Annotated in this window: 8 protein-coding genes and 1 pseudogene; 2 read left to right on the top strand and 7 right to left on the bottom strand. The window is 74.7% G+C overall.

Annotated elements, in window-relative coordinates:
- Window positions 1-106 (top strand): annotated as a pseudogene (locus tag OP79_RS57680) (ASCH domain-containing protein); the annotation flags it as partial.
- Between the two features lie 28 nt (window positions 107-134).
- Here OP79_RS57680 and OP79_RS46290 read toward each other — a convergent pair.
- The 7 genes from OP79_RS46290 to OP79_RS46260 all read right to left on the bottom strand — a co-directional run bounded on the left by OP79_RS46290 (window position 135) and on the right by OP79_RS46260 (window position 13,836).
- On the bottom strand, window positions 135-605 hold the full coding sequence (locus tag OP79_RS46290) for a TetR/AcrR family transcriptional regulator (RefSeq protein ID WP_033329225.1): 471 nt from the start codon (window positions 603-605) through the stop codon (window positions 135-137).
- Complete coding sequence (locus tag OP79_RS46285) at window positions 602-1,138, bottom strand: DinB family protein (RefSeq protein ID WP_033329222.1); 537 nt, start codon at window positions 1,136-1,138, stop codon at window positions 602-604. The genes OP79_RS46290 and OP79_RS46285 overlap by 4 nt, the downstream gene beginning before the upstream one ends.
- Window positions 1,139-1,280: 142 nt before the next feature.
- Entirely contained in the window at window positions 1,281-3,083 is a 1,803-nt protein-coding gene (locus OP79_RS46280; RefSeq protein WP_033329221.1) for a hypothetical protein, read from the bottom strand.
- A complete protein-coding gene (locus OP79_RS46275) occupies window positions 3,080-6,721 on the bottom strand; it encodes a vWA domain-containing protein (protein WP_051745709.1) in 3,642 nt (1,213 codons plus the stop codon). Before OP79_RS46275 ends, OP79_RS46280 begins: the two co-directional genes overlap by 4 nt.
- A 5-nt stretch (window positions 6,722-6,726) precedes the next feature.
- A complete protein-coding gene (locus OP79_RS46270) occupies window positions 6,727-7,896 on the bottom strand; it encodes an ATP-binding protein (RefSeq protein WP_033329220.1) in 1,170 nt (389 codons plus the stop codon).
- A gap of 34 nt (window positions 7,897-7,930) precedes the next feature.
- Window positions 7,931-12,985: a hypothetical protein gene (locus OP79_RS46265; RefSeq protein WP_033329219.1), complete on the bottom strand. Its 5,055-nt coding sequence runs from the start codon at window positions 12,983-12,985 to the stop codon at window positions 7,931-7,933.
- Window positions 12,982-13,836 carry a DUF4132 domain-containing protein gene (locus tag OP79_RS46260; protein WP_033329218.1) on the bottom strand — a complete coding sequence of 285 codons (855 nt, stop codon included), beginning with the start codon at window positions 13,834-13,836 and terminating at the stop codon, window positions 12,982-12,984. Before OP79_RS46260 ends, OP79_RS46265 begins: the two co-directional genes overlap by 4 nt.
- A 398-nt stretch (window positions 13,837-14,234) precedes the next feature.
- Between OP79_RS46260 and OP79_RS46255 the strand changes: the two genes are divergently transcribed.
- Window positions 14,235-14,440, top strand: a 206-nt coding sequence (locus OP79_RS46255) for an HD domain-containing protein (RefSeq protein ID WP_033329217.1), incomplete at its 3' end; no start/stop codon positions are given.

The following is a 14,440-nucleotide window of genomic DNA, read 5'->3' as shown; positions in this document are numbered from 1 at the left end:
GACCGCCACCCGCGACCAACAGCTCGCCAACATCCGCGCCATCTACCCACCGGAAAAGGAAAGGCTCGGCGCCCTCGCCATCGAAATCGAAGGCGCCACTCCGTAAGCGCGAGTACGGAGCTCGATAGGTGTGGCTATCGCAGGGCCGCCGCCACCAGTCCGCGGATCTCCTGGGACGACACGCTTCCGCCGTTGACCAGGCGGTCGAAGACCAGCCCGTCCACGCAGGTCAGCAGCGTGATGGTGCGGTCCTTGGCGTCTTCGTCCGCGACGCCTTGCGCGGTCAGGAAGTCGCGTACGACCTGTCGTCCGGCGTTCTGGCGTGGCACGAGGATCTCCCGCAGCTCGGGGTGGTGCACGCTCTCGAGGGCGCACGCGTAGCGCGCGAGGGAGCGCCTGCGGCCGTCTCCTGTGAGCCGGTGCTCGATGAAGGCGGCGATTCCGGCTGCCAGTTCCTCGGCGTCCCGCGGCACGGGTGTCCGCTCTCCGATCGCCTGGAGTTCTGCCTGGTCGAGGGCGACCAGGCGCCGGACCAGTGCGGCGAGCAGTGCCTGGCGGGTGCGGTAGTAGGCGGATGTAGGTGTCCTGACGGGGAGCCGGCTCAGCCCATGGTCTTCGCCCCGTCCAGGGACTCGCGGATGATGTCGGCGTGCCCCGCGTGCTGGGAGGTCTCGGCGATCACGTGCAGCAGCACCCGGCGGGCCGACCACTGCTTGCCCGGCGCGAACCACGGCGCCGCCGGCAGCGGGTGCGCCGCGTCGAGGTCGGGCAGGGACGCGACCAGCTCGTCGGTACGGCGAGCCACCTCGGCGTAGTTCTCCAGCACCGCCGCCAGCGTCTCGCCGGGCAGCATCCGGAACTCGTCGGCCCGCCGCGCGAAGTCCTCCTCCGTCATGTTCTCGAAGTCGCCCATCGCCGAGGGGCCGTCAATGATGAAGGAGACCCAGTTCCGCTCGATCGAGGTGACGTGCTTGATCAGGCCGCCGATACACAGCTCGCTGGCCGTGGTCCGCAGCCCGGCCTGCTCGTCGGTCAGGCCGTTGGCGGTGAAGCGCAGGAAGTCGCGGTGCTTGCCCAGGGTCTCCAGCAGGTCGGCGCGCTCTCCGGTGAGGGCCGGGGCGAGGGTGTTCTGGGACATGGCAGGTCTCCGTCTCCGTGGGGTGTGTTCCGCGTTCGTGGACCACGTTAGGAGGGATACAGGTCAGATCCTGACCTAAAGGAACGGGAACATCTAAAGGAGCGGGAACCCGCGGCGACCCTCACACCGGCATCGATCACCCTCACGCCGGGACCGCGCTCACCCCCCAGGCCTGCGCGCACAGCGTCCGCTCGACCTCGCCGGTATACACGGCCGCCGCCAGCCACGCGCCCGCGAAACGGCCCGAGTCGGACGGCAGGAGCCGCCCGAACGCGTCCCGCGCGCGGTCCGCCGCGGCGGCGTGCAGCTCGTCGAGGAGGTCCCCCGCCGTGCCGAGCCCCACGCGGCGCAGCCGGGCCCCGTCGCCCGCCGCGCTCCCCGGGAAGGCCAGCACACGGCGGCCTCCCGACACGACCTGGTGGACCCGTCGGCGCAGCAGATGTAGCGGGGCCTCGTCCACGACCGGAGCCGGAGCGGCGGCTGGCGTCTTTGCGGCGGGCAGGTCGGCGTGCTGGAGCCGGTCGAGACCCAGGTCCACCCGGGCGGCCGGGTCGCTCGGGTGCTCGGTGGCCAGCAGCAGCGCGCGGGGGCGCGGTCCAGGTGTCAGCCGGGCGACGACCCGCAGCCTCCTGCCCCCGGCCGTCGCCAGCAGACGCAGATTGTCGCGGTATGGCAGGGCGGGAGCGTCATGAGCCGTGGCCAGCCGCAGCGGCACGCCCGCGCAGTCGGCCAGCAGGCAGTCGCCCGTCGCCTCCCGGACCGTGCCCATGAGCGTCACGTCGAGGAACAGCAGGTCATGGCCGCCGCCGAGAGCCCGCGCCACCTGGTCGGCGACGGGTACGGCCCACAGCCGGTCGAGCGGCTCGCCGCGCCATGCGGCGCCGGACGCGCGCACCGCCCGTACTCCCGCCCCCGCGCCGAGGCGTCCCGTGGGCGAGACGGTGGCGCCCGACACGGCGAGGCCCGCGCGCGCCAGTTCACGGTGTGTCAGGGACGTATCGCCGATCCGCACGGCACGGTCGGCGGCGCCGGTCGCGCGGCCGGGGCCGCCGGGCGCCACGTCGGACACCGTGTAGAGGCGGCCCTCGGCGTCGGCGGTCCAGGTGACCGCACCCGCGTACCCGGTGGCCGTGAGCACCGGCTCGGAGAACAGGCCGTACAGCCGCAAGGAGCCGTCCGGGCGGTACGGCTGCCGTGCCGTACCGCGCAGTCCGGCCAGGTCGGGACCCGTGGCGTGGGGAAGACGGTGGGCCACGCCCAGGGCGCCACCGAGTGCGTCCGCGAGGTCGGCGAGACGGTACGCCGGGTCGGCGGAACGGGCCGCGCGCACCCCGGTGACCACGGAGACCGCGGCGGCCGAGGCGCGAGGGAGACCCGCGAGGCGTGCGGTGTGCGCGGCGCGCAGCAACTCCGCCTGGAGCACGGCGCCGGCCCCGTCCGTGCCGGCCTCCAGGACGGCGGCCGCCGCGGCGAACACCGCACGGGCGGCGGCGCGTTCCTCGGGCCCGGCGGTCTCGGCCTCCTTCTCCTCCTCCTGTATTTCCTTCTGCGTCTCCTGAGTCGGTTCCGTCGGTTCCGTCACTTCCGTCGGTTCTGTCGATTTCTTCGTTTCTGTCGGTTCCGTCGCGTCGTCGGCCACCGGTGCGGCCGAGGCGGCGGCCGCGCGGTGCAGACAGTCCGGCGCCAGCAGGCACCCGCAGCGGATGGCGTCCGCGTTGGTCACCATGCCGCCGGGGGCGTGCAGTTCGAGGTCGGTGTCGTCGTCGACGGCGATTCGCACGGTGTCGCCGTCGCGCACCGCCGGACGGGCGGCGAGCTTGGCGACCCCCGCGTCCAGCCGCTTGCGGAGCCGGGGAGACAGCGCCTCGACCAGCTCGGCGGTGACGGACGGGACGACCGGAGGCAACCCCCGGCCGGGGCTCTCCGGGGTCAGGTCCGGGCTCATGTGATCTTCTCCCCTACCCAGCGGGCGAGTTCGAGCGGACTGAGGGCGGCCACGGGCATGCCTGCGGCGACGAGCTGACCGGCGACGCCTGTGGAGTAGCGGGGCCGTCCCGTGTCGTCGAGGCTCGCGCAGCCCAGGACGTGACAGCCCGCCCCGACGAGTGCGCGGACCTCGGCGAGGAGCCCGCCGAGCGGATAGCCCTCCTCGAAGTCGCTGACGACCACGACGAGGGTGCGCGAGGGCACCGTGACCAGCTCGCGGGCATGCCGCAGGCCCGCCGCGATGTGCGTGCCGCCGCCCACGCTGACCTCCAGCAGCAGCGACAGCGGGTCCTCGACGTGCCCGGTGAGGTCGATGACCTCGGTGGAGAAGGCGAGGAAGTGCGTGGACAGGGTCGGCACCCCGGCCAGTACCGACGCGGTGAGCGCGGCCCAGACCGTGGACGCCTCCATGGACCCCGACACGTCCGTGACCAGGATCAGCCGCCAGTCGGCCGACCGCCGCGCGCGCGTGCGGAACACCGGGTGTTCGGGGATGACCTGGATCGTGCCGTCGGGGGTACGGCGCGCGGTCGCCAGGTTGGCGCGCAGCGTGCGGGGCAGGTCGAGGCCGCCACCCGGACGTCTGCTGGGGCGCGGCAGGGCCGTACCGTGCAGGGCGGGCCGCAGCCGGGTGGCCATTTCCCGGGTCAGGGCCTCGACCAGCCGCCGGACCAGCGGGCGCAGTGCCGCCAGCCGGGCCTCGGGCAGGCCGCCCGCGTGGCGCAGCACCGTGCGCAACAGGTCGACCGAGGGGCGCACGCTGTCGGCGTCCAGTTCGGCGAGCACGTCCTTGCGGCCCGACGTGGCGGCCGCCGCCAGCACCTCCTCCCGGATGCCCGGACCGAACAGCACCGCCAGTTCCTCCGACCACTCCCGCACGCCGGGATACGGCACCTCCCGGCCACCGCCCGAGCCCGGCCCGCTCAGATCGCCGCGGCTTCCCTCCCCGCGTCCGCTGCCGTACAGCTCGTCCAGCGCGGTCGCCAACGAGGCGGCCGAGGACGGGAGTTGATCCTTTCTACGGCCCAGGACGAGCCGCCAGCGATCCCCGGGGGCGAGCAGAGCGCCCTCGGCCCGAGGTGCCGCGGTCCCGCCTTCGGACGCGGACGCGGACCCGGCATCCGCCGGGGCCGGCGCGGGCAGCAGCCCCAGCGTCCGCAGAGTCTCGCGAGCGGCGAGGTCCGCCCGCGTCCAGGCGGCGAGCGCGGCCGGGTCGATACCGCCGGTGTCCGCGATGTGCGCCACGTCCAGGCGCTCCTCGACGGCCGCCAGCAGGCGGTCGCGGGCGGCGGGGCTGAGGGCGTCGAAGCCGCCGCGCAGCGCCGGGAGCCGGTCGAGGAACTCCCGGTCGGGTAGCTCCGAGACCCGGTCGAGCAGGGGCTCCAGCGCGGGCGCCGCGGCCTCCAGCAGGGGTCCGGCAGCGGTCAGCAGCCCGCCGAGCCGCGCGGTGAGCGCGGCCCGCGAGTCCGGGTCGGCGGCCGAGTCGACCCAGGAGGCCACCCGGTCCCCGAACACCCGCGGATCCTCCTGCCCGAGCAGCACGCGTACGGCCCCGGCGGCACCGCGCATCAGCGGGGAGCCGCCGGCGGCCAGCCGGGCGAGGGCGTCGGTGAGCCGGATACCGCCCAACGCGTCGGCGCGGTGGGCCAGTTCGAGCAGGGCGTGGGCGTCCGCCGGGTCCTCGGAGCCGGTCAGGCCGTCCACCTGGCGTACCGCCGCCGACGTGAGCAGCCCGGCCACGGCCGCCGCCCGCGCCGTACGGTCCTCGTCGTCGCCGAGACCGGGGATGTGACCGGCCCGCAGCCGGTCCAACAGGGCCAGTCCGGCGAGCAGTTCGGGCAGGGTGCCGGCGAGGGGGAGTACCTCGGCGATGTCGGCGAGCCGCTCGTCCGCGAGCGCGGTCAGACCGCACTCGGCGGCCCCCGCCAGCCCGTCGAGAGCCTGCGCGGCCGTCGGCCCGCCCTCGTCCTCCTCCAGGCGCCGCCGCTCGCGCAGCACCCCTTCGGCGGCCTGGGCGGCGGTGACCCCGCGTACGCCGGCCGCGGTGAGCATGGCCGCCGTCGCGGGCGTCCAGCGCACCTCCCAGCGCGAGGTGACCGCCTCGGCACCCCCCGCGCCGACGACCTCCTTCGCCTCCCCGTACGGCACCCCGCACACCGTCAGCCGACGCAGCAGCAGCTCGCGGCGCCGGTCGAGGTCGGACCGCAGCGGGTCCAGACGCAGGTCCCGCGCCGCACCGGGCACCCCGTCCGCCGGTCCGGGCAGGCCCAGTTCCGCCGCCTCGGCCTCCACCGCGGGGGCCAGACCGCAGCGCGGCGCGTCCGGTGCGGGCCGCCCGGTGCGGGTGCCGACGAGCACCCGCTCCATCGCCCGCGCCACGGCCCGCCCTCGCCCGTACGGCTCACCCTGCGTCAGGACCGTCTGCACGGCCTCCACCAGCTCACCCCGGCCCGCCGCGGGCAGCCCACGCAGCCGGGCCAGGTCGGAGGCGAGCCGGACGATCTCCCGCGCGTCGGCGGGCCCCGACGGGTGACCGAGGCTCCGCAGCTCGGCACAGACGCGGACGGCCGCCCGCGTCAACGCCTCTTCCAGCGCCTCGGGATCCCCCGCCGCGCGCAGGACCATGTCCTGCCACTCCGGGTCCCGGATGCCCGCCGGATAGCCGGACCGCTCGTCCAGCAGGGCGTATGTGTAGGGGATGAGGGACGTGATCCACGCGGGGCGGTTCGCGTCGGCGACTTCCCCGGTCTCCCTGGTCTTCCCGGCCCGTGCGGCCTCCCCGGACTCCCCGGCCCGTGCAGCCTCCCCGGACTCCCCGGTCTTCCCGGCCCGTGCGGCCTCCTCCGCGTGCTGCCCCGTCAGCGCCGGGGCGTGAAAGGCCCCGAGCACCACGGCGGCCCGCTCCCCGCCCGCGGTGGCCTCCGCGAGCCGCGTCCGCATCCACCGCTCCCGCCGCAGATCCAGCTCGGGAACGCCGCCCGCCGCGGCCGCGTCCTCGCGCAGCGCCCAGCCGGTGAGCAGGGCGGCCCGGCGCAGGGCCTCCGGCGGGGAGCCCGGCGCGGTGGCCTCGACGAGCCGGTCCCACAGGTCGTCCCCGGGACGGCCGCTCAGCCCGGACCGCAGTGCGGCGGCCAGCCCGGGCCCGCCGTCGCCCGGCGCCGGAGCGGCGGCCCGGCCCTCGCCCCACGCCCGGTCGGCGAGCGGCAGATCGCAGGCGATCACCGGCACGCCCCGCAGGCCCGCCCAGCGCACGGCGGCCAGCTCGGGCGAGAAGTCCGCGAACGGATAGAACGCCGGTCCCGCGCCGCCGCTCCCGTCACCGGGGGCGGCGGCGAGCGCGACCGGGGCCCGCGTCTCCTCGTGCCCGAGCCACGGCAGCCACTCCTGCATCTCGGCCGGCAGCTCGACGAGCAGCACGTCCGGCTTCGCCTCGTCCAACAGCGCGGGCATGGCCGCGGCCAGGGACGGCGCGTGATGCCGTACACCGACGAGATAGGGCGCCTCAGGGCTGGTCAGGGCGGCGAGAGCCTCGTCGGGTGAGCCCGGACCGGGGCGGGGGCCGGCCGCGACCGGCGTGAGGCGGGGGGAGAGGGACACGGCCGTCAGCCCTCCAGGACCGTACGGAGGTCCCACAGGGTGCGCCAGGTGGCGGAACCCTGTTCCGCGCGGCGGCGGACGGGACCGTCCCAGTAGCCGCGCAGCCGGGCCGCGTCGGCGGGGTCGTCCTTGCGGACCACGCCCAGGAGGTGCCCCGGCAGCAGGCCGAGCACGTCACGGTCCCCCGGGAAGTAGGCCGCGGCGAGAGCCAGCGCTCCCGCCACGGACACGGCCTCGGCAGTGCTCATCACTGTGGAGGGCCGCTCCACCTCCCAGCCCTCCGCCGACCGGCCCTCGCGCAGATCCCGGAAGGCCGTCACCAGCGCCTCCAGCACCGCGTCGTCGACATGGAACGGCGCCCCGGCCCGCTCCACGGACGCCCGCGCCTGGCTGCGCACCAGCGCCGTCTCGGCGTCGAGGTCCGGGATGGGCCCGACCGTCTCGAAGTTGAAGCGGCGCTTGAGGGCCGCGGACATCTCCGAGACCCCCTTGTCACGCAGGTTGGCCGTGGCGATGAGGTTGAAACCGGGCGCCGCGTGCGCCAACGCGTCCTCCGAGCCCGCCAGTTCGGGTACGGAGATACGCCGCTCGGAGAGCAACGACACCAGGGAGTCCTGCACCTCGGGCAGACAGCGGGTGACCTCCTCGACCCGTGCGATACCGCCCCGGCGCATGGCGGTCAGCACCGGCGAGGGAACCAGCGCCTGCCGGCTCGGCCCCTGCGCCAGCAACAGGGCGTAGTTCCAGCCGTACTTGAGCTGGTCCTCCGTGGTGCCCGCGGTGCCCTGCACGACCAGGCCGCTGGTGCCGCACACGGCGGCCGACAGCAGCTCCGACAGCATGGACTTGGCGGTACCGGGCTCGCCGACGAGCAGCAGACCGCGCTCGCCCGCGAGGGTCACCACGCACCGCTCGACCAGGGCCCGGTCGCCCACGAACTTGCCCTCGATCACGAGCCGGCGCGGTGCCCCGTCGGCCGTCTCGGCACCGTCGGGCAGCTTCAGGGCCCGCCCGTCGCTGCCCATGACGAACGTGACGACGGCGCGCGGGGTCAGCCGCCAGGCGGGCGGACGCGGCCCGTCGTCGTACGCGGCGAGGAAGGCCAGCTCGGTGGCGTGCAGATCCTCGCGCGGGACGATCTGGCGGGCCGGGGCGGGGGACAGGGTGGTCGTCATCGGCGCGTGTTCTTCCAGGTACGGGGGACGGTGGTCATCGGCTGCGGCCCTTGCGGGTGGCGCGGGTGGTGAGTTCCTCGTAGGCCGGGGCGTCACCGGCGCGGACACGGTCCCACGCGCGCGTGAACAGCTCGGGCACGGGCACCAGAGGCACCGCACGGGAGTGCCCGGGCACCGGGTAGAGGCCCACCTTCCACACCTCGACCGGCAGCGCGGGCGCCTTGAGATCGAGCCAGCCGCACGGTAGGAACAAGGTGCGCCCGGCGCGCGACCGCTTGGCCTCCACGACCAGGTCCGTGGCCGTGAGTTCGGCACGGGCCTTCTTCATGCGGGCGGGCTTCCAGCCGGTCCAGCGGGCGCAGTTGCGGTCCGTGGGGTCGGGCAGGGCGAGCAACTGGAGGTAGAGCGCCGCCGCGTCCTCGCTCAGACCATGCGCCCCGGCGACCTCCGCCACCAGCTCCGGCACGGTGACCGCCGGGTCCTGGGCGTGCCCGCCGGGCCCGTCGAGCCGGTCGGATTCCCGGGGGCCGATGCCGACGGCGAGGGCGCGGGCGAGGTCGTCGCCGAGGAGGGTCCGCAGTGCCCGCAGCCCGCTGCCGCGGCCGGGTCCCGCCAGGCCCTCGACGAGCCCGAACACGGTGTCGTCGGCCCCGGTCAGCCCGGCCGGGCGGACCAGGACCGCCTCCTGATCCTGGTGCCAGGGGCGCAGCACCAGCGCGTCACCCAGGTGCGTCAGACCGTCCGCGCCGGTGCCGCCGGTGGCGGGCATGCCGTACGCCTTGCGCAGTCCGGGCGCGGTCGTGCCCTTCTCCGCCCAGGTGACGTCGAGATCGAGCAGCAGTCCCGGGTCGGTGAGCCGGCGGCGCACCGCGGCGAGCCCCTCGGGCAGGACGGCGCGCAGCGGATGGCCGTACGGCAGGGTGTAGGCGAGCCCGGCCAGCGAGGCCACGGCGCTCGTCAGCTGGTAGCGGCTGGGCAGCGCCCGCACGTCGTCGGGGACGAGGTCGCCGTTCTTGCCGGTCCGCTGGACGGTGGTGCGGCTGATCCAGGGCGTGCGGGTCGGGTTGAGCACGTCCTCGACCGAGCCGATGGACACCCCGGCGAGTTCGAGATCGGCGGCGATGTCCTCGGGGAGCCGGACGAATCCGCCGAACCGCTCCTCCCACACGCGTCCCGCGGCCGCCGTGTCCGGACCGGTGGTCCACAGGTCACCCGGGCTGTCGGGCAGCAGGGCGCCGACGAGGGCGGGTCCGTCGCCGAGCCGGAAGGAGGCCAGCATGCTGTCGCCGAAGGTCTTCTGGCGGGGCTTCAGCCCGATCGTTGCGAGCGTGTCCGTGGCCATCTCCTCTGGCTTGCCGGCCAGCAGCAGCGCCGACTGCACGGGACCGAGCGCGCCGCCGGTCGCGGCGGTGAGCGCGTCCGGCGCGTCCGGCTGCCAGGGGGCGGCGCCCTTGTCCCGGATCAGCTTGGTGACGGCGGCCAGGGCGTTCGCGGGGAACACCGGCGGGTGCGCCTTCTCCCGCTCCAGCACGAAGTGGGCGATCGCGCCGAACGCGCCGGACGGATCGTGGTCCAGGGCCAGCCAGTGCACGCGCCCGTTCGCCCGGTCCACCTGCTGGCAGCCGAGCACCACGACGGTACGGCCGTCCCGGCGCAGCACCTGGCCGAGGCGCTCGTGGTTGTCCTGCGGCTCGCTCAGCACGATCTCCCGCAGCGCGGCGCCGTCGGCCGCGGCCAGCCGCCCGTCCGCGATCACCTCGAACAGCACCAGGAGGGCCTCCCGGTGAGCGTCGGACACGACCGGGGAGGCGGCGCGGTAGGCGAGCGGCCGCAGCACGTCGAGCAGAGAAGGCCACAGCACCCCGATGGCCGGAATGGTGAACTCGTCGCTCCACCAGCCCTCGGCGGCCCCCGTCGTGCGGGAGCGCTCGGGCAGCGGCCTGCCGTCGGCGGGCTTGCCGGACAGCACGTGGTTCACGGCGCGGATCTGCCGGACGGCGTTCCACACTTGCCCGCCGCCCCACCAGCCCTGCTGATGGGCGAGGCCCTTGGTGGCCTCCCGTAGCGTCTTGTCGTCCGCGTGCCGGGGGCTGTAGTCGAGGTACATGCCCGCGACGCGCTGCCGTTCCAGGGGCTTCTGCTCCACCGGCGGGGCCATGAACGCGGCGGTCGACTCCGCGAGCCGCAGCACCGCCCGCACCAGGGCGGAGACACCGGTGAGCAGGTGCGGCTCGGTGAGATCCGGCAGGCAACGGGAGACCGTCCCGCGCAGTACCTCGTCGGAGCTGGGAAGGGCAGGGGCGGCCGGGGCAGGGTTTCCAGCCCCAGCGGGATTCCCCGCCGTAGCAGCCTCGGCCGCCTTGGCCGCGGCCCACCGCACGGCATGCTCGGCGAGCGCCTCCGCCCCGGCGTGCAGCACCGTGGCAGCCTGCTCGTCGGTCAGTGCCCGCAGGACCGCGGACGCCGCCTCGTCCCGTGGCCGCATCGCGTGCCAGAAGTCGACCGGCGGGACGAGCCGCGTGCCGGCGGCGAACTGGCCGCCCCGCTCCAGCGGGGTGACACGCCCCGACTCCCCGAGCTCGGAGGCGCCCTGGGCCGTGTAGAAGGCGATCCCCCGGTGCAGGCTGACGACGACGGGTTCGGCCCCTCCGGGGAGCCGCAGCGCGCCGACCGGCACGCCCCGCGCGACGCCGTCGCGGCCCTTCGGCAGGGAGGCCGTGCGTCCGTCCGGTGTGCCGGCGGTGGTGCGGGCCTCGGCGCCCTCGCCCTCCTCGCGCACCCAGCGCCCGAGGACCGTGCCGTCCGTGCCGAACGGGCTGTGCTCCAGACCGGGCTGGAGCGGCAGCACCGCACAGTGCTGCTGGAGCAGGGCGGCGTCCTCGCGGATGCCCGTCTGCAGGAACGCGGGCAGCGAGGCGCGCCCGTGCGTGCCGGTGGCGGGGTCGTACTCCAGCCACACGTGCTTGCGTCCCTGCCGGCCCTCACGCCAGTACGAGGTGCCGTCGCCGAGGATGCGGCGGCTCGGCGGCAGGACGGTGTCGCCGGTGTGCAGCGTGCGCCCGCCGGTGGCCCGGCCGCCTCCGGGCAGCGGGATCGACGGTTCGCCGGCGTCGTTGGCGCCGTACCAGTGGGCGAGCTTTTCGCCGCCGAGGGAGAAGGTGTCGGCCGGGCGGGCCGACCAGTAGCCCAACTGCTTGCTGCCGTCCCGCCATGTCACCAGCAGTTCGCCGTCCGTGAAGCGGAACGACGGACGCTGCCAGCGGTCCAGGCCGTCGGGCAGCCGCAGATCGTGTTCGAGGAGGATGCCCTCCGGGCCGACGACGATCACCTTGTGCTTGCGGGCGAGGATCAGCGCGGGCCAGGCCTCCTCGACGCGCAGGTTGTCGTCGCGGTCGCGCCTGGTCTCGGCGTCCAGCCGGCCGAGCGCCTCCTCCAGGGCGGGCCAGCCCAGTTCGTCCGGGATGCCGGCGCGCAGCGTACGGCCGAGCAGCGGCGCGACCTCGTGCGCGGCGACCTTGGCGACGGCGGCGGGGCTGATCCGGTCCGCGATGGTGCGGAACGGGCGCAGCTTGTCCAGCGCCGCGTGCGCGGCGGGCAGACCGGCCGCGGCGGTCAGCTCCTCGGCCGCGTCCTCCAGCCACTCGCGCAGCACGTCGGCGAGGACGGGATGACCTGCCAGCCCTTCCAGCAGTGGCGCGTCGGGCCGGTGGCCGCTGAGGTTGCCGACGGACACATACAGCAGCCGGCGGTGGCGCGGGTCGGCCGCGATGGCTGTCAGCTCGCGCCGCCCCGGCGCGGTGTCCTTCAGCCACTGGCTCACGGGGAGGAAGACGTTCTGGCCGGCGCCGGGCAGCGTCAGCGGCACGCCCTCCGTCAAGCACAGGTCGAGGAGGTCCAGGTCGGCTCCGGCGTGCCAGCGGCCGGTGAAGAGGTCCACGGGCCGTCCGTCGTCACGCAGCCGCGAGGCCATTCGCTCGACGAGCGCCATCGTGGCCGGCGACCGGCCGCTGACCGAGGAGCCGTGCTTGCGGTGCAGGGACCAGCGGCTGAGCCAGTCCGCCGCGTCGACGTCGGACTCGGCCTCTGCGGTGAGGAGCAGATCCGCGCCGCACTCGGTGAGGAGCGCCAGCCAGAACTCGTCGTCCTGTGTGGAGCGGCCCAGGCCGGACGGCATGATCTCCAGCAGCCGGGTGCGCACGGCGGGCTGCTGCTCGGCCAGCAGCACCAGCGTCGCCCGGTAGGTGTTCCAGAAGGACGTGGGCGCCCGGACCGCCGCCGGCGAGGCGATCAGGTCGGCGACCAACGCGCACTCCTCGGCGATCCGGTCCAGGCCCGCGGCCTTGATTAGCCCGCGCGCGTCCTGCGGCAGCGAGGCGTAAGGCGGCATGCCGGCCGCGCACCGCTCCACCGTGAGCTGGCGGAACTGGGACCAGGCCTCGGCGGGGCTGAGGCGTGCCGCGAGAGCCTTGACGTGCTCCTTGAGTGCCTTCACGGTCAGCGCCCCGGCGAACGCGAACTCCAGGAAGACGGCCCGCTGCCGCTCCTCGTCCACGGCCAGCGCGTGCACCCGCTCGGCCTCGCGGGCCTTGCCGAAGAACGCGGCGGCGTACGTGGTGTTCTCGTGCTGGAGGAAGACGCGGGCGGCCTGCTCGTAGAAGGTCGGCAGGAAGTGCGGCACGGACCGGCCGAGCCGTTCACCGAGCGCCTCGAAGCCCTCCTTGGCGGTGCCGGGGCGGGACTTGGCCTGCCGCGAGAGCCGCTCGACGTCCTTGACGAGGGCCAGCGCGTGATGGCCGTTCGCCGGGTCGTTGACCAGCGCCCAGGCGGGGAAGCCGAGCGTCTCCCGGCGTACCTGTCCGACCTCGGGCGTCTCCGGCTCCCGGACCAGGCCGAGGAATTCCAGGGCCAGGTCCTCCGCCTCGCCGAGCGTGCCCGGCACCAGCCGCACGATCTTCCGCTCGTCCAGCGCGGGATGCGTGTACGTGCGCACGGTGAGGACGTCGGCGTCCTCGCGGCCGGTGGTGCCCGGCGGCAGGACCGCGCCGGCGTCGAGCAGTACCGCGGAAGTGGTCTCGTCGTACGTCGTCATGTCGCCTGCTCCTCGTCCTCGATGTCCCGCCCGGCGTACAGCGAGGCCGCCATGCGCATACCCTCCGACCAGGCCACCGGCCCGACCTGACCGAGCTTGAGGGCCCGGCCGGCCGAGTCGGTGAAGGTCAGGGGACCGGTCTCGGTCTCCTCGTAGCCTTCGTAGTCGCCGATCCACACCCGAGCCTCGACGCCCCGGCCGTCCTCCAGGACAGAGCAGACGGCGTTCCCGCCGCGCACGCGATAGCCGAGCTGGGCCGCCCTGCCGTGCAGGAAACGCAGTTCCTTGAAGGCGCCGCCCGCGTACTCCTCGACGGAGGTGCCCTCGGTGTCGAGCGCGGCGGGCCGCTGCCAGACCTCGCGGAACAGTTGCTGGGCGCGCTGCTCGACGCCGAGTTCGACGGCGAACTCCCGCAGGTCCTCCAGGTCTTCGAGGAGCACTGGGTGCGGGAGGCGGACCAGGCCGGGGGTGATGCGGACGGTGTCGCCGTCGAGGTCGACCAGGCCGAGGCCGCGCTCGGGGTCGGCGTCCCGCAGGAATCCGGCCACTTCGCCGTCCTCCCCGGTGACGACGAGATCGCGCAGTGCCGCCTGCCACGCCGGGTCGGGCCACACCTGCGCGAGGACGGCGAACGGCACCGGCAGGGAGCGCACCATCCAGCGCTCCACGTCGGTCAGGCACCGGTGTTCGTGCCGTTCCAGCCATTCGACGAGCTGACGCAGGCCCATCACGGCCGGATCGTCGGCGATTTTGGGCGGCACGGACTTCAACCGCCTCCCCGCCGCGTTGCGGCACACCACCTTGCCGTCGTCTAGGGCAACTTCATAGTCGCCGGCCGACACCCACCCCATGTGTGCCTCCTGCACCCGCAGCGATCAAGTGACCGGAACTCTAGATCAGGCCACTGACAACAGGTCCCGACGGGAGACGATGCGGCTGATGTCGTGCGAACTGGCAACGCCCTTGTCCGCCTTCACCGCGGGCCGGACCGTCCTGCTCGGTCGCGAGCCCACGATCCATCAGTGCTCCACAGCTCGACGGCTGTTACGCGGCCGTCGTCGCCGCGCTCCGCTGCGGATGCGGTCACAGCAGACCGTGCCCTGCGCGACCGGCTGCCTGTGATGTTGGATAGCCGTGAGCTGTCGGCGCGCGGGCACCGGGAGCTGGAAAGCATCCGTTACGCGATCCTCCCCCACTGCCTTAAGGGCGTGGGAGGTACCCCCAGCCGAGGCGTGAGAGGAGCCCGACAGTGGCCGAAGACCTGTCCGCGGTGGCGCGCTTCCTGTACGAGGCGGGGACGTTGAAGCAGACCAAGCGCACCGGCTGGTGGATGGCCGGCGTACGCGACCCGGAGTCGGTGGCCGAGCACTCCTGGCGCACCGCTCTGCTTGCGACGATCATCGCGAAGCTCGAAGGCGCCGATCCCGCGCGGGCCGCGTACCTCGCGGTGTGGCA

It is taken from the genome of Streptomyces yerevanensis, assembly GCF_000716805.1.
In the GTDB taxonomy this organism is placed as follows: Bacteria; Actinomycetota; Actinomycetes; order Streptomycetales; family Streptomycetaceae; genus Streptomyces; species Streptomyces flaveus.
The sequence above is the reverse complement of the archived record's forward strand: the minus strand, read 5'-3'. Positions and strand labels throughout refer to the sequence as shown.